Genomic DNA, 19,400 nt, shown 5'->3' with positions numbered 1-19,400 from the left:
CAACAGCCAACCAGATGAACCTCACGTAACCCGCGTTCGCCGGACTGATCTATGGACCGGTGAAGCGTATTGTGCCGCTGTCGATCCCGTTGAGAACGATGTCCCTTCCTCCGGACTTCAGCATCCATTCCAGCCGGTGATCCCGGTACTGCCGCTTGAAGAGGCCTGCCTTAACGGCCTGGTCGACCTGCGCCATGCCGCTGATCGACGCCTGCGACTCCTGACGGGTCAGCGAGACGCTGGGGCGAGCATTCGCCCGCTCGAACCAGGCACCAAGGCGGCTGCCCTCAGGGGGCGTGATTCCGAAGCCTGCAGCGCCGTTGAGGTATGGCACGACGCCCAGGTCGCCCCACCCAAATGCGTCACCATTGAACCAGTCGCGCTGTCCAAGCTGCGCCTCCAGCATGGTGAAGAAGGCGGCGGCCTGCTCGGCTGCGCGTGCTTCCATTTGCGCCTTCAGTTCGCCCTCGGCGCGCTTGAAGAAGTTGAGCTCGCCAAGGCCCCAGGTGATCGCTTCGAATTGGGTGTCCATGATGTCCTCGATCATGCGCACCTTGGCGCGCATGGCCGGCGTCGCGGGCAGCATCGGCTGCGCAGGCCAGACATCTTCGATGTATTCAAGAATGATGGTGCTGTCGAAAATGGCGGTGTCGCCATGCACAAGTGCCGGCACCTCGCCCCTCGGGTTCGCCGCCGAAAATCCCGTGCCCGTCACGCCGGTGCCGATGCCTTCGGGCAGCCGAACAGTGAAGGGAACTCCCTTTTCGCGCAGGGCAATTTTCACTTTCTGCGCATAGGGCGACAGCGGGTGTTCATAGAGCAGCAAATCAGACATTAGGCATTTCCTCCCTGGCGCGGCGGCGCGCTTCAGGACAGCATGCTGTCGGGGGCTTCAGCCGAGCGCAAGTCCAGAGGACGCTTGACCCCGCGTCGACCTATTTGCCGGGACCGGGAACGGCGGCGCAAGGCGCGCCGTACATAGCTCCCTGATCGATGCAGAAGAATTTCCAATCTCCTTCAGCCTTCGGTTTGTCGCCAACATTGTCGCCGACAAATGCAACCACCTCCACGTCCGCGAACCCTTGCGCCGCAAGCATTGCGGGAACGAGGTCAAACCTGCCGTCCTTCTCGCCGGGGGCTGTGGGGTAAGCGCGGGTGAGCAGAACCCGGAAATCCTCGCCGCGCAGGAGGCCGACCGACGCGAGATTGATTTCCGTGGCCAACTGCTCGGTGTCCGACCTGTTCGTCACCAGCGCCACATGCCCGCCGGCCGCATTCACGGCCTCAATGAACCCTGCCGCGCCCGGAACCAAAGTGGCGCGCGCTTCCTGAGTCCAGGCGTGCCAGCTTTCGGCAGAAAAGCCGGCGGCGATCCGCTCTCGCGAAACCTGGTACTCAACATTGTTCAGAACCGTCTCGTCGATGTCGAGCACAACGGCCCAGCTCTTGGCTGGCCGGCTGGAAGCCAGGTCCTGCACATAGCTTGCCGCGTCTGCGTAAACCTCTTCCGCCTCAGTTGCCCACCCCTCGGCGGCAACGACCCAGGCGACGCCGGGGCTGAGCTGGATGGTCTCTGCCGTATCGGCTGGTGGCAGCGCAGGCGCGTTCGCGCAGGCAGTCAAAAGCAGTGAGGTAAACAGGGCTGCGATTCTCATGACGGCGTCCTTGGTTCGGGGTGTGCGCAATTCCCGGCAACGCTAGTCGCCGTCGCCGTCGCCCTCAAGTTCATGATGCTGGCGCACTCCCAAAAAAAAGGCGGGCAATTGCTGCCCGCCTTTGTTCGATCAAGTTGTCGGATTGGCCTTAGTGGAGGTCAAACCGGTCGGCGTTCATCACCTTGGTCCAGGCTTCGACGAAGTCCTTCACGAACTTCTCCTTGGCATCATCCTGGGCGTAGACCTCGGCATATGCCCGCAGGATCGAGTTCGAACCGAAAACTAGATCGGCGCGGGTGGCGGTCCATTTCACTGCCCCCGATTTGCGGTCCACGATATCGTAGGCGTTCGCGCCGCGCGGCACCCACCGGTTTGCCATGTCGGTCAGGTTGACGAAAAAGTCGTTGGACAGCGTTCCGACCTTGTCGGTGAACACGCCGTGCTTGCTTGCACCGTAGTTGGCACCGAGCACGCGCATACCGCCGACCAGCACGGTCATTTCCGGTCCCGTCAGCCCGAGGAGCTGTGCCCGGTCGAGCAACATCTCCTCCGGTTTCACGACATAGTCCTTCTTCGTCCAGTTGCGGAAACCGTCTGCAAGCGGCTCGAGCGAGGCGAAGGACGGACCGTCCGTCATCTCGGCGGTCGCGTCGCCGCGGCCAGGAGCGAACGGAACTGCGACGTCGATGCCTGCAGCCTTGGCGGCCTTTTCGATACCGACATTGCCCGCCAGCACGATTACGTCCGCAATGCTGACACCTGCTTCCGTCGCAATCGGCTGGAGCACCGACAAGACCTTCTGCAGGCGGGCCGGCTCGTTGCCTTCCCAGTCCTTTTGCGGCGCAAGACGGATCCGCGCGCCGTTGGCACCGCCGCGCAGGTCGGAGCCGCGATACGTGCGGGCGCTATCCCAGGCCGTCGCAACCATCTCGCCGATCGAGAGTCCCGATGCCGCAATCTTCGCCTTCAACGCCGCGACGTCGTAGGACTTGTTGCCGGCCGGGACGGGATCCTGCCAGATCAGATCCTCTTTCGGCGCATCCGGGCCGATGTAACGGTCCCGCGGACCGAGGTCACGGTGGGTCAGCTTGAACCAGGCGCGGGCGAACGTCTTCGAGAAGTAGTCGAAGTCTGCCATGAACTTCTGGCAGATCGCGTTGTACGTCGGGTCCATTTTCATGGCCATGTCGGCGTCGGTCATCATCGGCATGACACGTTTGGTCGGGTCGGTCGCGTCGACCGGCATGTCTTCCGGCTTGATATTGATCGGCCGCCACTGGCCAGCGCCTGCCGGGCTCTTCGTCAGCTCCCAGTCATAGCCGAACAGCAGCTTGAAATAGCCGGCGTCCCATTGCGTCGGGTTGGTGGTCCACGCGCCTTCGATGCCCGACGTCACGGCGTTGGCCGCCTTGCCGTCCATGTTCGGGTTCATCCAGCCGAAACCTTGCGTCTCCAGGTCGTTGCCTTCCGGCGGCGGCGAAAGCTTGCTCGCATCACCGTTACCGTGCGCCTTGCCGACCGTGTGGCCGCCGCACGTGAGGGCTGCAGTCTCTTCGTCGTCCATCGCCATGCGAGCGAAGGTTTCGCGAACCTGAGCGGCAGACTTCAGAGGGTCCGACTTGCCGTTCACCCCTTCCGGGTTGACGTAGATGAGGCCCATTTGCACGGCAGCGAGCGGGTTTTCCATCGTCTCGGGCTTGTTCACATCTTCGTAGCGTGAATCGGACGGCGCCAGCCATTCCTTCTCGGCGCCCCAGTAGACGTCTTTTTCCGGTGCCCAGATGTCTTCACGGCCGAACGAGAAACCATACGTCTTCAGACCCATCGACTCGTAGGCAACGGTTCCGGCGAGCAGGATGAGATCGGCCCAGGAGATCTTGTTGCCGTACTTCTTCTTGATCGGCCAAAGCAGCCGGCGCGCCTTGTCGAGGTTGCCGTTGTCCGGCCACGAGTTCAGCGGCGCAAACCGGATGTTGCCGTTGCTGCCACCGCCGCGGCCATCGGCAAGGCGATAGGAGCCCGCCGAGTGCCAGGCGAGGCGGATCATCAGGCCGCCGTAGTGGCCGTAGTCAGCCGGCCACCAGTCCTGGCTGTTGGTCATCAGCGCGTGCATGTCTTTCTTCAACGCCTCGAAATCCAGCGTCTTGACGGCTTCGCGGTATTTGAAATCCTTGCCGAGCGGGCTGACCTTCGTGTCGTGCTGATGCAGGATGTCGAGGTTCAGCGTCTCGGGCCACCAGGCAGTGTTTGATTCGCCGGCGACAGTGATAGCGCCATGCATGACGGGGCATTTGGCTTCGGTGCTCATCGAGTATTCCCTTACTGGTCGATGTGAGGATTCGGGATTGTCGCCCCAAGCTGACGGACTTGCCTCCATTGATCAAATTGATTTTGGAGTGCGCAGCTATAGGATCGGCCACTAGCAAAAGTGTCCCTCCTGGCGAGGAACGGCGGGGCCGGGTCTGTTTCGGCAGCGCTGTGTCCGTCGATCCGCAGCACATCTTTGCAATTGCCTTTGCAGCTTCGGATCGCGCGCGAGATGCGTGCTTGGATCAGCGAGCATTCGTTCTCCATAAAGCGCAGTTCATTTTGCCATCGCACACGGATGCAGCGAGAGCGGTCTAAAGCGCTGCGTCAAGCATCCCTTGCGTCATGCTGATCCTGCGCCGGAATTCAACTTGCCGCTATTTTTAAAACGTGTTCTAATTTTTAAATCACTTCAAAGGATACGGACATGGCAGCAGCTGAATTGTCGAAAGTACGCAAATCCATCCTGCCGCAGTCCGGTGACACATGGCAGTCGATTGCAGCGCGTGAACTCAAAGGCACGCCGGAAGACGACGCGGTATCGAAGCTGCAAAGCTGGAACCTGCATGTCTTCATGCGCGCCGCTGGCGCTGCCGGCAGCGTGCGAGGCTCCAATCCAATCCTGCCGAGCGACGTCATTTTTGTAGAACCGCCGCTCGCCTGAGACATGGCCGACGCAAAGATCAGCCATGTGGAAATTGCCGCCGCGCACGATGGCGAGGCCGAACTTGTCGTGACGCTGCTGCACGAGAACGGCGGGCGCTCCCTTGTGACGCTGGATGAATACGCCGCTCGCTCGCTGCTGATGGCTTGCAAGGCCAATACCCCCGACGGCCTCATCGGCGCGGGCTGGGAACACGTCCGCGACGCGCTCGTCGCCTCATCAAGCCGGTTTTCCGGCGCGCAGAATGTAGAGAATTAGGGAGGACTACCGAATGTACGACCTGGTAATCAGGAATGGCCGCCTTGTGGACGGCACCGGCATGCCGGCTTTCATGGCGGACATCGCGATCAGCGGCAACCGCATCGCCAAGATTGGCCGAATCGACGGCAAGGCGCGCAAGGAGATCGATGCGGCCGGCAAGGTCGTCGCTCCGGGTTTCATTGATCCGCATACGCACTTTGACGCGCAGCTCCTCTGGGATGGATACGCCAAGCCTGCCTTGTCGCACGGCGTGACGACGATTGTGCCTGGCAACTGCTCGCTGTCGCTGGCACCGCTCAAGGCCGAGTATCGCACCAAGCTGGTTGGCATGTTCAACCAGATCGAAGAGATGCCCTTGAAGGCTTTCAAGGAAGGTGTGGTGTGGGATTGGGAAACTTTCTCAGAATACATCACCCGCATCCGCAAGGGTCTCGCCATCAACGTTGCGCCGCTGGTCGGCCACAGCGTCATCCGCCTCTGGGTGATGGGCGACGCTGCGATGGAGCGCACCGCGACGCCCGAAGAGATTGCCGGCATGCAGGATGTTCTGCGCGAATGCCTCGATGCGGGCGCCATCGGCCTGTCGACAAGCTATGTCGATATGGACGAGAAGCTGCAGCCGGTGCCAAGTCGTTATGCGGACGCTGGCGAGGTTGAAGCACTGGCCAGCGTTCTGGGAGAATATGGCCGCATGCTGCAGATCGTGCCGGAATTCTACGATCCGGACCTGACCATCGCCCGGCTCGACCAGCTTGCAGAGATCTCTCTGAAATATGCCATTCCCACAACGTTCTCGCCGCTGTTCGTCAATGCCGACAACATGGATGCCGTGAACAAGGTGATGAAGCGCGTTGACGAGCAATTCGCGCGCGGCGCGCGCGTGTGGCCGCAGGTGCAGACGCGGCCGATTGACATCAGTTTTTGCTTTGCCGTGCCGAGCCTGTTGTTCATCCGCCTGCCCGGCTGGTACCGCATCATGCGCTTCGGCTCGCCGGAGCAGATTGTTGCGGCGTTCAAGGATCCGGCGACGCGCGAAAAGCTGGTGGCGGAAGCAGGCGTTTACACTGCACTCTGGCCCACGCTGCGCCTTCGCCAGGTGCAGACCGTCGGCAACCAGAAATATGTCGGCAAGACGGTAGGCGAAATTGCCGATGCGCGCGGTGTGTCGCCGATCGATGCAATGATCGACCTGTCGATCGAAGAAAACCTCGATGCCCACTTCCTCGCGGCCGACATGGGACACAACTCCGACGAAGCCGTTGGCAGCTTGTTGAAACATCCGCGTGTGCACATCGGCGCCAGCGATGGCGGCGCCCACATCCTGTCGTTCTCGACCTATGGCGACACTGGTTACCTGTTCGCTCATTTTGTGCGCGACCTCAAGGCGATGAACATCGAGGCAGCAGTCAAGAAGATTACGTCCGAGACGGCATCGATCTGGGGCATCTCAGATCGGGGCTTGCTGCAACAAGGCTACGTCGCCGATATCGTCGTGTTTGATCCGCAGACGATCAATCGCGGCGAAGAAAAATACGTTCAGGACGTTCCGGGCGATGGCAGCCGCTATGTTCGGGATGCCAAGGGCGTCGACACCGTGATCGTCGGCGGCGGGGTCGCCTGGTCGGCTTCCGCAGGCTATCAGGAAGCACGCGGCGAAATCCTTCCGGGCCAACCGGTCGCCGCTCGCGCGCTGGAGCCGGCATGAGCTGGCCGGGGGTAACTCAGCGCCGGGTCGCGACGAACGGGATATCGCTGAACATCGCTGAAGCGGGCAAAGGCCCGCTGGTGCTCCTGCTGCATGGATTTCCCGAGTCCTGGTACTCGTGGCGCCATCAGTTCGCACCAATTGCGGCGGCCGGCTATCACGTGGTTGCGCCCGACATGCGCGGTTACGGCAAGAGCGACAAGCCTCACGAGATCACGGCCTACTGCCAGACCGAAGTCGTGAATGACATCATGGGCCTGATCCCTGCCTTGGGATATGAAACGGCAATCGTCATCGGACATGACTGGGGAGCGCCGACCGCATGGGCAACCGCGCTGCACCATCCTGACAAGGTCAGGGCCGTCGGCGCGCTGTCAGTGCCGTTCATGCCGCGCTCGCCGGTTCAGCCGATGCCGATGATGCGGGAAATGTTCAAGGGCCAGTTCTTCTACCAGCTCTACTTCCAGGAGCCGGGCGTCGCAGAGGCGGAATTCGAGGCCGACATCCGCCGTTCGCTGCGCAAGTTCCTGATCCTGGCCGGCGGCGAAACCGACCTGGCCAAACTGCCGGTCAAGACTGACAAGGACGACTTGTTGTCCAACCTGCCGGAACCGGAAAGCCTGCCGGCCTGGCTCAGCGAGGATGATCTCGATTTTTATGCTGGCGAGTTTTCTGGCTCCGGCATGCGCGGGCCGATCAACTATTACCGCAATCACGATCTCTACTGGGAACAGACTGCCGGCGCGCCGATGTCCATCCAGCAACCGGCAATGTTCGTAGCCGGAGCAAATGACGGCGTCGTGATGATGGCGGCGGCGGCGATCGAGATGATGCCGCACTTCGTGACCGACCTGCGGATCAACGCGATGATCCCGAAGGTAGGTCACTGGACCCAGCAGGAAGCACCTGAAGCGGTGAACGCTTACATCCTGGACTTCCTGGCAATGGTCGACGCACCCGCATTGTCTGGAGCCACCGCATGAGCGAGCAGGTTGTCGTCATCGGTGCCGGCATCGGGGGGCTCTGCGCCGCGCTTATGCTGGCACCGACCGGACGGCCGGTGACAATCCTCGAGCGAGACGGCCCCATCGGAAGCGGCGACCCGGACGAAATATTCCGCGACTGGCGGCGGACGGGCGTCGGTCATCTGCGGCAAAGCCATGCATTCCTCGCACGACTGCGCACCATCATGAAAGCCCGCCATCCCCTTCTGCTCGAACAGCTCAAGGCGTGCGGCGTGCGCGATCTGACCTTCGACAACATGCTCACAGCGCAGCAACAGTCCGACTACAAGCCCGTGCCTGAGGACCAGGAACTCACCTTCATCACCAGCCGGCGCACAACGCTGGAATTCGTGATCCGGCGCTATGTCGAAACGCTCGCGAATGTGGAGCTACGCACGAACTTCAACGTTCATCGGCTGGACTCTACAATGCTCCCCGACGGTACGCTCAAGATCAACGGCGTCATCGGAGAACAAAATGCCGAGCCCGTTGCGTTGACCGCGGATGTGGTCGTCGATGCAACCGGCAAGGGTGGCATCCTCTTCGACCAACTTGTCGAAGCCGGCGCCAATGTACGCGAGGAAAGCGAAACGGCCGGCATCCTTTACTTCACGATGCACTATCGCTTGCGCCCGGGCCAGGAAGAGCCGAATCGGAACGATCATCCGCCAGCGAGCGGCGATCTCGGCTACATGAAGTACGGCGTGTTTCCGGGCGACAACGGAAACTTCTCAATCACCATCGCGGTGCCGGAAATCGAGTTGGAACTTCGCAAGTCGATCCTGAACCCCGACATCTTCCACGCGATCACGCTGGAGCTTCCCGGGTTGTTGCCTTGGACGAACGAAGAGCGGTCAGTGCGCACGAGCAAGGTCTTCGGTATGGGCGACCTGATCAGCCGCTGGCGCGACATGGTTGTGGACGGCAAGCCGGCGACTCAGGGATATTTCGCTCTGGGTGACACGCTGGTGCGCACCAATCCGCTTTATGGCCGTGGATGTTCTTTTGCGGCTGTCAGCGCTGAAGCGCTGGCAAGCGTGCTAAATGAGACGAGCGAGCCGACAAAGCGGGCCATACTTTTCCACGAACGGCTGCAGGCGGAGCTTCGGCCTTTTTACATGACGCAGCTCAAGCAGGACCGCTCGGCCATCAAGCGAGCGAGGGAAGCGCTCACGCCGGGCTTCAAGCCGTCATTCCGCGCGAACCTTCTCAAGAGCTTCCTTGACGACGGCATCCGCATCGCGGTGCGTTCCGACACGAGATTGCTGCGCGAGGCGATGCGCGGCTTTCACATGCTCGAGCACCCCGACGCCTGGCTCGCCAAGCCGCGCAACCTGGCCACGGTGCTGTACTATTGGGCGCGCGGCAAACGCCTCAATGCGGCCGCGTACCCGCCGAGCCCAGGGCCGGAGCGAACGGAAATGATGCGTGCACTGAACCTTGATCATGAAGCCGACATCAACATCCTCGCCTCGCAGCGAAAGCTGGCCGCATGACCGACGCACCGGCGGCCACCGATCTTGGGCGGCGCGAGCAGGCGAAAGCTGAGCGCCGTCTCAAGATCGTGCGCGCCGCGCGTGACCTGATCCGGGAGACCGGCGACACAAACCTGTCCATGCGGATGATCGCCCAGCGCGCGGAAGTCAGTGTTGCGACTCCCTACAACCTGTTCGGCTCCAAGCGTGCGGTGGTCATGGCCGTACTCGAAGACGAGCGGGATTTCCTGCATCGCTTCAAGGCATTGAAGGTCGAAAATGCCATCGACCGAATCTTTGAGGCGCATGCGCTCGGTGCCGGCTATTTCATTCAGGACCCGGATTTCTACAGGCCGCTTTGGAAAGCCCTTCTGGACACCAACGGCGACGACGACACGGGCCTTGCGACGCCCGAACGGCAGGAACAGACACGCGCCGCCTGGCGATGGCTCCTGGCTGCAGCGCAGCAGGAAGGACTTCTCGACATCGGTATGCCGGTCGAACTGCTGGAACGCACGATGTCCCATCTGGGCAATGGCATCATGCTGGCCTGGGCGATGGACGCTCTTCCGACACGAGACTTGTTGCCGTCCGCGGCATTGGGCTACGCGTTGGTATTGTCATCGGCCGCAACACCCGCTGGGCGTAAGCTGCTTGACCGCCACATTGCTGCGAACCGACGGCTGCTGTCCGAACCCGCCTGAGCGGGCCTTGCCACTCATGTGCCGGACAGGTCGGTCATCAGACCCCGCAAAATCAATCGTTCCCACGCTTCTTCCACATCATCGACGATATCGAAGAGCGAAAGATCCTCCGCTGCGATGACACCCGCCTCGATGAGCGACTCGAAGTTTATGGTCCGTGTCCAGAATGCTTTGTCATAAAGGACGACCGGGATCGCTGGCGCCTTGCCGGTCTGCGTGAGGGTCAGGAGTTCGAACAGTTCGTCCAAAGTGCCAAATCCGCCAGGAAAGATGGCGAGCGCGTTTGCACGCATGGCGAAGTGCATCTTGCGCATCGCAAAATAGTGGAACTTGAAACAAAGTTCCGGCGTGATGTAGGGGTTCGGATATTGCTCATGGGGCACTGAAATGTTCAGGCCGGCCGTTACCGCGCCTGCATCCGCAGCGCCGCGATTTGCAGCCTCCATGATGCCGGGCCCACCGCCTGTGACGATCACGTTGTCTCGCCATTCATGCCGAGGCGCCAGCGCGCCGCCCCGTTCGGAGGCGATACGGCCGAAGTCGCGCGCGGCATTGTATGTCTTTGCCTGCCAGGCATTGCCGTCTTCGCGGATACGGGCGCTGCCAAACACAACGATCGTCGAACGCACGCGCATCCTGCGAAGGTGTTCTTCGGCTTTGGCGTACTCCATCATGAACCGCGCGCCGCGCATGGAGTCGCCGAGGATGAAATCCTGATCGAGCGCAGCCAGGCGGTAGCTGGGCTGATTGTCGTAATCGGTCATCGGCAGCTGTCCCTCCATGTGGTCGGATCAAACGCCTGAATCGCTGCGCGTCAATGCAATCTGCTGCTTCACGCGACGCGCCGATAGCCGGAAACGGGACTACGCAATCGCCTGTATTGACAGCTTGCACGGCGACGCCGACGCTGTGAGCAGCAGACTTGGAGGGATCGCATGTCGAAGTTCTGTTTTGAAGTGCGCTTTGGCTCGCTGCCGGTCTTCGCGGCGTTCACGATGGTACTGTCTGCTTGCGCCGCCCCCGGTAGCCACGAAACGGAGATTGCGACGCCTCAGTTGCGCGGTCAGGCTATCGCGGAATCGCTGTGTGCAGGCTGCCATGCGACCGGGCGCACGGGTGCAAGTCCGCACCCTGAAGCCCTGCCCTTCCGGCGGATTTCATCACACTATCCTGTACGCAGTCTCGAGGAAGCCCTTGGCGAAGGCATCCTGGTTGGACATCCGGACATGCCGCCGTTCCAGCTTGAACCCACCCAAATTGACGAATTGCTCTCTTACATCGAGGCCATACAGGATCCCGTCTGAGCGACCATCGTTCGCCCTAATCTCATGAGAGCTGTGAGCAACGTTGCAATCCGGGAGTGCGTCTCTCATGTGCGAGCTGATGCTCCGGCCGCGCCTTCGGCGCAGGCAGCGGGGACCTCTGCCGAGGCAGGCTTGGATACGAGCCAGCCAAGGACAAGCGGAACCATGATGCCGGGAAGCCCCTCATAGATGTCTGCATGCCAGCCAAGGCCGAAACGCCAGAAAAGTGCAATCGAGACACCTAGGACCAACATCACGATGGCATTCGTCTCCGACACTCGCCGTCCAAGGGCATAGAGAGACAGGAGCGGCGCAAAGGCGGCCGCAAGTGTTGACCAGGCCAGGATGACAAGGCTGAACACGCTCCGGCTCTCAGACAAGGAAAGCGCCAGCGCGATGACGACCGAGACCGCAGTGGCGAGCTTGAGCATCAGCGCGGTTTCGAGGCGTTGCGGCGCCAGATCGTGCGTGAACGCGGCCGAACATGAAAGCACAAGGGAATCGGCTGTCGACATCGTCGCCGCAAAGATGCCGGCGAGGATGACGCCAACCAGCACGGGCGGCAGCAATTCCACCGCCATCCGCGGCAACGCAAGTTCGGGATCCATGCTGCCCAGTTCCGGCAAGTAGATTCGTGAAAGCATGCCCACCCCCGTGGCGAGCAGATAGAAAACCGTGAAATAGCCATAGTACCACGCGCGCGCGCGGATCATGTTGCGGTCGTCATCGAGCGCCATGAAGCGGACCATGACATGAGGTTGGCCGACCACAGAAAACCCGGCAAACAGCCACCCGACCACGAACAACGCAATCCCGGAAAGTCCGGGCAGAAGCAGGTTGTCGGGAAACAGATCAAGGAACCCTGGCACGCCGCGCCACGCTTCCAATGTTCCGGAGATACCGCCGAGGCCGACCAGTCCCGCGGCAAACAGAACAGTCATGGCAGCAACCATGGCAATCGCCTGCGCGCCATCCGTCCAGATCGACGCGCGAATGCCGCCTGCAATCGAATAGATCAGCACCATGGCCGCAACCGAGACCGCCCCGACACGCGGGTCGATCCCGAGCACGCCCTCCAGCGCCTTCCCACCGGCTGACACCTGCGCGCCAGCGTATGCAATCAGGAAGATGATCATGATGACGGCCGCAATTCGGCGCCAGACCCCGAATGTCTCGCCGTGCCATCGAGCTAATACTGATGCAAAGGACGCCTCGCCAGTTGCCGCCGTGACTTGCCGGAGGCGGCGGTGAATGAAGGTGGATCCGATAAAGTCACCCGCGATCCAGCCGATCATCAGCCAGATCGCCGCAAGGCCCGTCTGGTAGGTGAAGCCGATAACGCCGATGAACATGTAGCCCGAATTGTTTGTGGCCACCGCGGACAGGCCAGCGAGCCAAGGGCGCACGCTGCTACTGGCGAGGTAGTAGTCCTTGCGGTCACCGCTCGACTTGCGCGCCGAGGCAAGCCCGATCGCCAGGAATGTCGCGAGGATTAGTACAAAGCTGATCGCAGTAAGCATGATGTTGCAGTCCGATTGTCAGTTTGCGGCCGGGGCTGAAAAGAGATCCGGCTGCTGAGCATCTCCACGCGGATCGATCCCGGCGATTGCGAGACTCGTGGCAGGTGACACGCCGAAAGGTTCGCGGGCGTCTGCGGGCACCGGCGGCGATATCGCGATGCGCGAAAGACATGTCACACACAGCAGGCCCAGCGCGAGGGATGCAAAAATGAAGAGCCCGCTCGCACCCGGCAAGACCTGCATGAGCGCGCCGGCAACTGGCGGCCCGGCAATCGATCCCGCGCCCCATATTACGAGGATACCGGCCATCATCGACGTGATATCTTCAGGCCTTGCGCGGTCGGCTGCGTTTGCAACCGCGACGGCGTAATAGCTAAGCGAGCCGGCGCCGAAGATGCCCGCAAACAAGAGTACAATCCCTTGGCTGTTTGCACCCGCAAACACGGCAAGACCTACGGCGGCAGCCGCTCCGAGCGCCGCAGCGCCGGCAATCACGAGGCGCCGGTCAAGCTTGTCCGACAGAAGTCCGATCGGCCAGAGGCCAAGCATTGCGCCGATCAGGATGGCGCCGTTCAGCCTCGCTGCAAACCCTGCCGGGTCACCGGGTTGGAAGTCCGCGGCGTACACGGGATAGAGCTGCGCGACTGAGTTGTTGACGGCTCCGGCGCAAAGGGCGGCGAACACTGAGGCCGGCGCCGCACGCAGCAATCGTCTTGGACCAAATGGGCTTGCGGCAAAGAGCGCAGGCTGGCTCCGGTTCGTGGCAGCGATCGGCAGCAACGCGGCTATGAAAAAGGCAGCCACAAGCATGAAGACCGCCAACCCGGACATTGCGGACGCCACCAGGAACGGCGCAGCGATCGCGCCGGCTTTCGAAACCATGTGGTAGAATCCGAGGATCGCGCCCCTGCTTTGCGGCGGCGCGGCGTTTGCGATCCAGCTTTCCCCCGCCGTGAGCATTCCAGAAGCGGCGAGACCGGCCAGCGACAGCAAGATTGCCCAGCCCGGAACGCTTGCGCGAACGACGGGCAACGACAAAGCGACCAGCGCCGCAACACCTGCGAGCAGGGTGAACGCCCGGATGTGGCCGATGCGTGCGATTTCCAGCGGGGCGATCAGAGTGCCCGCGAGGAAGCCCGCAGAGTAGGCTGAAGCAACGAGGCCGATGCCGGAGGCGCCTACTCCCGCTTTCAGGAGACTGAGCGACATCACGACCGAAACCGCCGCCATGGCGCCCTGCAAGAGCGTCAAGGCCGTGACCAAGGCCAGCACGTCGCGGTACGCTCCGAGCTGTCCCTGTGCGGTCCTCGTCCCAATTGGCCTTCGCCCGCCGGGTTTCATGCGGCGGGGCGTAACAGAGACTCAAGGCGCTGCGCCTGCGACGTCTCGACTAACGATTTATGCAGTGCACAGACGGATGCATCGAAATCGCTCTCATCGATGACAATCTGGATATCGGTCTTTCGGGAAACCTGCTGCAGCCCGATGATGGCGATGCCGGCATTGTGGAGCGCGACCAGCGATGTCGCCGTGATACCGGGCACGTCGATATCTGCACCGATGACGGAAACAATCGCCACCCGCCGAATTGAAACCGTGGCGCCAGGAAGCGACGCCTCGACAGCCGCTGTCGCGCGTTTCAGCGCCTTGCGCGAGCCTTCCACATAGTGTGTGATTGTGTTGGCATTCGAGCACTTTGAAACGATACGGATGGTGTGGCGTGTCAGTGCATCCAGGATCGCCGCATCGTACCCCTTCTCGCCCACCATGTCCTGTTCGAAGACTTCCAGTGCGAAGATGCTTCTTATTCCTGTGACGATCTCGGCGCGGGACTCATTCGGCGTATGGTCTGCCCGGATCACGGTACCTTCGTCGGCGGGATCGAAGGTGTTCTTCACGCGCAGCGGTATTCCGGCCTGACGGAGGATCTTGGCGGCTTTAGGGTGTACCGCCTCCATGCCCATGTTCGAAAGCTGGTCGGCAACATCGTAGTTGGTCGCTCCGATCTTTCGCACCTTATCTGCCCCGACGAGCTTCGGATCGGCGCTGGAAAGATGGAACTCCTTGTGAATGATTGCTTCATCCGCGCCTACCTGCGCGGCGAGGCGCGCGAACGTCACCTCCGTGTACCCTCGGCCAAACTGGCGCACGAGGCCTTCAGGCCCATTCGCATACCCCGTGACGATCGGAAGTTCGGTCGTGACATCGATTGACGCGAGCGCATCTTCGATGCGTTCCTCGACCGCAAGGGCTCGCTCATCGCGCCAACCCGACAGGTCCACAAAGCGCGCATTCACGCCATGCTTCTTAAGCAGCAATGCAGTGTTGAATGCCGAATGCGCCTCCCCTAGCGCAGACAGCACTTCTTTGACGGTCGCGAGGTTCTGGTCGAGACGAAATTGGCCATAGGAGCAGAGACGGTGCAGATCGATCAGGCAGTTTCGGACCTCCTCGATCCGCTCACGGACGAAATTGTTCGCGGTCGACAGTTCGGCTTCATCCGGGAATATCTCTGCGTTCTTCTCCTGCATTGCGATCGCGGTTGCCGACAAGGCCTCCGTCCAGGCCCACTTGTTGGCGGCGCTCGCAAACAGGCTAAACACCCCGGGCTCGCCTGACGTCTTGTGCTCCAGCAATCGATTGGTCATGCCGGCATAGGCCGAGACAACAAATATCCTGTTGTAGAGCGCACTCCCCCTCCTCTGTCCGATCAGGACATTGTCCACGATCGCGCGTGTGTCGGCGATGGACGTGCCGCCAATTTTCTCGACTGTAAGCGTCATCTCATCGTTCTCCCGAATGCGGGGCCGGGAAGGATTTCTGCGGGCGGATGGGCCGGGAGACGTCGCGGTGCGCTACAAATTCCGGTCGCGGGCGGGTGTTCGCGAATGGTCTTTCCAGCCGGTTGCTCCAGGCGTTAAACACAAGGAATGCGTTGATCCGTTCGTAAGGCGTGATGTTGCTGTTTGATCCGTGCATTGTGTTGCAATCGAAGATGACGACGGAGCCGGCCTTCGGCGCGGGCGCCGCAATGCCGCCCGCTTGCACGAGACGCGTCAGACTTTCCTGATCCGGAATGCCGTAGTCCTGCTTCTTCAGGGACTCGCGATAATGGTTCTCCGGCGTATCGCCCACGCAAGTCACATACTTGTTGTGGCTGCCGGGAATGAACATTGTCGGGCCCGATTGCGGGTGATTGTCCGTCAGCATCACCGACATGGAGACTGCCCGCATTCGCGGCATGCCGTCTTCGGTATGCCAGGTCTCGAAATCAGAGTGCCAATAGAAGTCTTTCCCGCGAAAGGCCGGCTTGTAGTTGATACGCGATTGATGAACGTACACGTCGTCGCCAAGCAGGAACCGCGCGACGTCGGCCAGCCTCGAATCAGCTGCCAGTCGCGCGAACACGTCTGATTGCCGGTGGGGCGCAAACACCGAGCGCACAGCACCGGCTCCGGCTTCGCCCCGCTCCGTGATGCGCGTCTCCGGCACAAGGCCGTCCCGAACGCGCATCGCACCTGCCTCGTTCAGCAGCTTTCGAACTTCTTCCTCAGGGAAGACTTCCTCAAGCACGCAGAATCCGTTCTCGGAGAATGCATTCAGCTGGTCTTGTGAAACCGGCGGTGTCATGCCGGGCAAGCCCCGGACCACAGGATCCCTGCGGTCAAGCCATTCGGCTCGCGGCTTCAATCGCGACGGATAAAGATCAGGTTTTGTGTCGGCCTTGGCTTCCAATTGCATCAGACAGTCTCCTTCGTATCGACGTCCGCGGGATAGGCGCCGTCCGCACCGTGCACTTCCTTTCCCGTCACCGGAGGATTGAACACGCACGCCATGAGCATGGGACCGCCGGCATCGGCGCGCAGAATGTGATCGTCATTCAGGTTGAGTGCATACATGACGCCCGGGCGGATCTGGTGGATCTGGCCCGTTGCGAGATCTTCGATCGAACCGGTGCCTTCCATGCAGAAGACGCTTTCGAGGTGATTTCGGTAATGCATGCGCAGTTCAGCGCCAGCATGAATGGTCGTGATATGGAAAGAAAATCCCATCCCGTCGTTCTTCAACAAGAGACGCACTGACGACCAGCCGTCGCTGTCAACTCGGCGCTCGGTCAGGATTTCCTTGGCAAGGTCTCGTACGATCATGGATCTGGCTCCTTATGCTGCGGATTGTTTGCGGCGCGCGGCGACAAGATCGACCGCGCCCGAGAGGATTTTCAGGCCGGTATCAAGCTCGGCATCGGAAATCGTCAGAGGTGCAAGCACCTTGACGACTTCGTCTTCGCCGCCGCTGGTTTCAATAATCAGGCCCTTGCGGAAACACTCGGCACAGACTTCGGCAGCGATCTCGCCGCTCGTCATCTCGATGCCCGACATCATGCCTCGCCCCTTCACCTTGATTGCAAACTCTGCGCGGTCCGCAATCTGCTTGAGCGCCGTCCGGAGGCGGGCGGCCTTACGGTTGACGCTTTCTTCAAAAGCGTCGTCCGACCAGAACAGCTCAAGCGCCCGGGTTGCCGTCACAAATGCGTGGTTGTTACCCCGGAATGTGCCGTTGTGTTCGCCCGGGTCCCACTGATCAATCTCGGGACGGATCAAAGTCAGCGAGAATGGAAGTCCGAACCCGGAAAGCGATTTCGCCAGCGTCACGATATCCGGTCGGATGCCCGCCGATTCGAAGCTGAAGAATCCGGATGTCCGGCCGATGCCGGCCTGGATGTCATCGACGATTAGCAGAGCGCCATGCTTGCGGGCAATGTGCTCGATCTTCCGAAGCCATTCATCCGACGCAGCATTGAGACCGCCTTCGCCTTGCACCGTTTCGACAATGATCGCTGCGGGGCTGTCGACACCGGACGAAGGATCCGACAGGCGCTGGTCCAGCTGATCGGCCGTGTCGGTGCCTGCGCCGAAGTATCCGTCATAGGGCTCATGGCTCACACCGGTCAGCTCAACGCCCGCCCCGCCCCGTTTCGCAGCATTGCCGGTAAGGGAAAGCGCGCCGAGCGTCATGCCATGAAAGCCGTTTGTGAAGGCGATTACGTTCGTTCGGCCCGTGATCTTGCGCGCGAGTTTGATTGCTGCCTCAACCGCATTCGCCCCGGTCGGCCCCGGAAACATCGCGCGGTAATCAAGCCCCCGCGGCTTGAGGATCAACCTCTCAAGCGCGGAGAGGAATCCGGCCTTCGCGTCCGTATGCAGGTCAAGGCCGTGGGCGAGACCGTCGCGTTCGATATAGTCCAGCAGCGCCCGCTTGAGGGCCGGATGATTGTGTCCATAATTCAGCGTCGAACACCCGGAGAGGAAGTCGAGATACTTTCGTCCGTCGGAATCAACGAGGTGGGACCCCAAAGCGGACCTAAACGTGGCGGGAAAGTTGCGGCAATAACTGCGCACGCGCGACTCGCGTCGTTCGAATATATTCTCAGCCGCAAAAGCGTGTTCATAGGCCATCGAGGGCTCCTTCGGATCAATAAAGTGTTTTATCTGTATACGGAGTGGTCAGGTCGTCGCTTTGACGCGCTCGAATGGACCAATCGTGACAAGGTGCTCGGTATCGTGCTGCCCAGCAAAGTGGCGGCTTTTCTCAAACCAGGGCCTGTCGGCAATCGGCGCAGCCAGTTTGTCAGCCACGCTGCGAAACAAGGCCCAGGACGCTTCGTTCGCGCTGGTTATCGACGTTTCAATGAAGCGCACGCGCGATTGCCCGGCGCGCGACAGAATCTGGCGGATCATACGGAGCGGCAATCCGCTGCCGCGAGCCGCAGGGCTGACTGCGACTTGCCATAGAAAGTAGGTGTCGCCCCTACCCGGCGGGTGATGGCCGGAAACCCATCCGGCAACCTTTCCGTCAAGGCGCGCGACTGCGCACGTATCGGCGAAGTGGGTGCACTGGATCAGATTGGCATAGCGCGAATTTGTGTCCAGCGGCGGACAAGCAGCGATGAGTGCATGCACATCAGCGGCGTCGTCGGCGGTTGGCGCTTTGATCACGACCTCTTGAGCGCGGGCCCTGTTACTTCGGTCTGTGCCCGATTCTGTACCGGACGTGATGGTGGCCTCATTTGGCATGACGGCTCCCTCTGTTTTTTACTTTGACCGTCTAAATGGTAATCACACAGGAGGGTCAACCCCGAGCTCGTCAAATTGACGCACCACGCGACCACACGGAGTTCGGGAACTGCCGGTAATTGCTGGATTAATTCCGATATCTAATTATTTCTTGGAAAACACAGTCGCGCTACATCTCCGTCATGTCCAACCCGCCCCACCGCTCCGAATCATCACCGCAGCCGGCCGACCAGGCGCTCGTATCGCTTCGGCGCATCGTCAAAGTAGTCGATGCCCACGCCCGCGAACTGGCGCGCCATACACATCTGACGCCTTCACAGATGCTGGTTCTGAAGGAACTCGCGGACGCCGGATCGGCACAACCGGGCGAATTGGCCCGCATCGCCAGTCTAAAACAGGCGACCATCTCGATCCTGCTTGATCGATTGCAGGAGCGCGGTTTCGTCAGCCGGGCGCGCGGCGAGGCGGACCGGCGCACGGTGCACGTCGAAATAACATCAGCAGGCCGCCGCGTTCTCGCCGGCGCACCGGACCTGCTGCAAGCGGAATTCGGCGAGCGCTTCGGTCAACTTCCGGAATGGGAACAGGCGTACATCAATGCGGCGCTGGCCCGGCTCGTCGCGCTGCTCGGCGCCGGTACAATCGACGCGTCGCCCGTGCTCGATATCGGCCAGTTGAACGACTTGCCGCCGCCCAGCGGCAGCTGAAACACGTCGCGGGCGCCCAG

General features: G+C 61.2%; 19 protein-coding genes. 8 read left to right on the top strand and 11 right to left on the bottom strand.

Annotated features, from left to right (window positions below):
• Nucleotides 1-49: 49 nt before the first annotated feature.
• From IPK75_13325 to katG, 3 genes are all read right to left on the bottom strand, one after another.
• Nucleotides 50-835: a glutathione S-transferase family protein gene (locus IPK75_13325; protein MBK8199332.1), complete on the bottom strand. Its 786-nt coding sequence runs from the start codon at nt 833-835 to the stop codon at nt 50-52.
• Nucleotides 836-935: 100 nt separating this feature from the next.
• The gene (locus IPK75_13320; protein ID MBK8199331.1) at nt 936-1,655 is read right to left on the bottom strand and encodes a hypothetical protein; all 720 of its coding nucleotides are present in this window, start codon (nt 1,653-1,655) and stop codon (nt 936-938) included.
• 148 nt (nt 1,656-1,803) lie between these two features.
• Nucleotides 1,804-3,963 (bottom strand): catalase/peroxidase HPI, encoded by a 2,160-nt coding sequence (katG, locus tag IPK75_13315; GenBank protein ID MBK8199330.1) that lies wholly within the window; start codon nt 3,961-3,963, stop codon nt 1,804-1,806.
• Between the two features lie 426 nt (nt 3,964-4,389).
• Here katG and IPK75_13310 point away from each other — a divergent pair, with 426 nt between their 5' ends.
• The 6 genes from IPK75_13310 to IPK75_13285 are packed head-to-tail and all read left to right on the top strand — an operon-like array spanning nt 4,390 to nt 9,775.
• On the top strand, nt 4,390-4,626 hold the full coding sequence (locus IPK75_13310) for a hypothetical protein (protein MBK8199329.1): 237 nt from the start codon (nt 4,390-4,392) through the stop codon (nt 4,624-4,626).
• A 3-nt stretch (nt 4,627-4,629) separates the two neighbouring features.
• A complete protein-coding gene (locus IPK75_13305) occupies nt 4,630-4,884 on the top strand; it encodes a hypothetical protein (GenBank protein ID MBK8199328.1) in 255 nt (84 codons plus the stop codon).
• Nucleotides 4,885-4,897: 13 nt separating this feature from the next.
• Nucleotides 4,898-6,592, top strand: coding sequence for an amidohydrolase family protein (locus tag IPK75_13300; protein ID MBK8199327.1), 1,695 nt, complete (start codon nt 4,898-4,900; stop codon nt 6,590-6,592).
• On the top strand, nt 6,589-7,575 hold the full coding sequence (locus IPK75_13295; GenBank protein MBK8199326.1) for an alpha/beta hydrolase: 987 nt from the start codon (nt 6,589-6,591) through the stop codon (nt 7,573-7,575). The genes IPK75_13300 and IPK75_13295 overlap by 4 nt, the downstream gene beginning before the upstream one ends.
• Entirely contained in the window at nt 7,572-9,092 is a 1,521-nt protein-coding gene (locus tag IPK75_13290; GenBank protein MBK8199325.1) for an FAD-dependent oxidoreductase, read from the top strand. Before IPK75_13295 ends, IPK75_13290 begins: the two co-directional genes overlap by 4 nt.
• Nucleotides 9,089-9,775 (top strand): TetR/AcrR family transcriptional regulator, encoded by a 687-nt coding sequence (locus tag IPK75_13285; GenBank protein ID MBK8199324.1) that lies wholly within the window; start codon nt 9,089-9,091, stop codon nt 9,773-9,775. The genes IPK75_13290 and IPK75_13285 overlap by 4 nt, the downstream gene beginning before the upstream one ends.
• Nucleotides 9,776-9,789: 14 nt before the next feature.
• On the opposite strand, the gene IPK75_13280 is transcribed toward IPK75_13285, so the two are convergent.
• Nucleotides 9,790-10,557, bottom strand: a complete 768-nt coding sequence (locus IPK75_13280; GenBank protein ID MBK8199323.1) for a TIGR00730 family Rossman fold protein — start codon at nt 10,555-10,557, stop codon at nt 9,790-9,792.
• A 153-nt stretch (nt 10,558-10,710) separates the two neighbouring features.
• On the opposite strand from IPK75_13280, the gene IPK75_13275 reads away from it, so the two are divergent.
• Nucleotides 10,711-11,079, top strand: a complete 369-nt coding sequence (locus IPK75_13275) for a cytochrome c (protein ID MBK8199322.1) — start codon at nt 10,711-10,713, stop codon at nt 11,077-11,079.
• A gap of 65 nt (nt 11,080-11,144) precedes the next feature.
• On the opposite strand, the gene IPK75_13270 is transcribed toward IPK75_13275, so the two are convergent.
• Genes IPK75_13270 through ectA form a run of 7 tightly spaced genes read right to left on the bottom strand, consistent with a single transcriptional unit; the run spans nt 11,145 to nt 18,673 of the window.
• Nucleotides 11,145-12,599, bottom strand: coding sequence for a sodium/proline symporter (locus tag IPK75_13270; protein ID MBK8199321.1), 1,455 nt, complete (start codon nt 12,597-12,599; stop codon nt 11,145-11,147).
• An 18-nt stretch (nt 12,600-12,617) separates the two neighbouring features.
• Entirely contained in the window at nt 12,618-13,940 is a 1,323-nt protein-coding gene (locus tag IPK75_13265) for an MFS transporter (protein ID MBK8199320.1), read from the bottom strand.
• Nucleotides 13,937-15,382: an aspartate kinase gene (locus IPK75_13260; protein MBK8199319.1), complete on the bottom strand. Its 1,446-nt coding sequence runs from the start codon at nt 15,380-15,382 to the stop codon at nt 13,937-13,939. Before IPK75_13260 ends, IPK75_13265 begins: the two co-directional genes overlap by 4 nt.
• 1 nt (nt 15,383) lies before the next feature.
• Nucleotides 15,384-16,340: an ectoine hydroxylase gene (gene thpD, locus IPK75_13255; GenBank protein ID MBK8199318.1), complete on the bottom strand. Its 957-nt coding sequence runs from the start codon at nt 16,338-16,340 to the stop codon at nt 15,384-15,386.
• On the bottom strand, nt 16,340-16,747 hold the full coding sequence (locus IPK75_13250; protein ID MBK8199317.1) for an ectoine synthase: 408 nt from the start codon (nt 16,745-16,747) through the stop codon (nt 16,340-16,342). The genes thpD and IPK75_13250 overlap by 1 nt, the downstream gene beginning before the upstream one ends.
• Nucleotides 16,748-16,759: 12 nt before the next feature.
• A complete protein-coding gene (gene ectB / locus IPK75_13245) occupies nt 16,760-18,055 on the bottom strand; it encodes a diaminobutyrate--2-oxoglutarate transaminase (GenBank protein ID MBK8199316.1) in 1,296 nt (431 codons plus the stop codon).
• A gap of 48 nt (nt 18,056-18,103) precedes the next feature.
• Nucleotides 18,104-18,673 carry a diaminobutyrate acetyltransferase gene (gene ectA / locus IPK75_13240; GenBank protein ID MBK8199315.1) on the bottom strand — a complete coding sequence of 190 codons (570 nt, stop codon included), beginning with the start codon at nt 18,671-18,673 and terminating at the stop codon, nt 18,104-18,106.
• A gap of 182 nt (nt 18,674-18,855) precedes the next feature.
• On the opposite strand from ectA, the gene IPK75_13235 reads away from it, so the two are divergent.
• The gene (locus IPK75_13235; protein MBK8199314.1) at nt 18,856-19,380 is read left to right on the top strand and encodes a MarR family transcriptional regulator; all 525 of its coding nucleotides are present in this window, start codon (nt 18,856-18,858) and stop codon (nt 19,378-19,380) included.
• Nucleotides 19,381-19,400: the final 20 nt, after the last annotated feature.

It is taken from the genome of Acidobacteriota bacterium, from assembly GCA_016712445.1.
In the GTDB taxonomy this organism is placed as follows: domain Bacteria; phylum Pseudomonadota; class Alphaproteobacteria; order Caulobacterales; family Hyphomonadaceae; genus Hyphomonas.
This window is presented reverse-complemented; position numbering and strand designations above follow the sequence as displayed.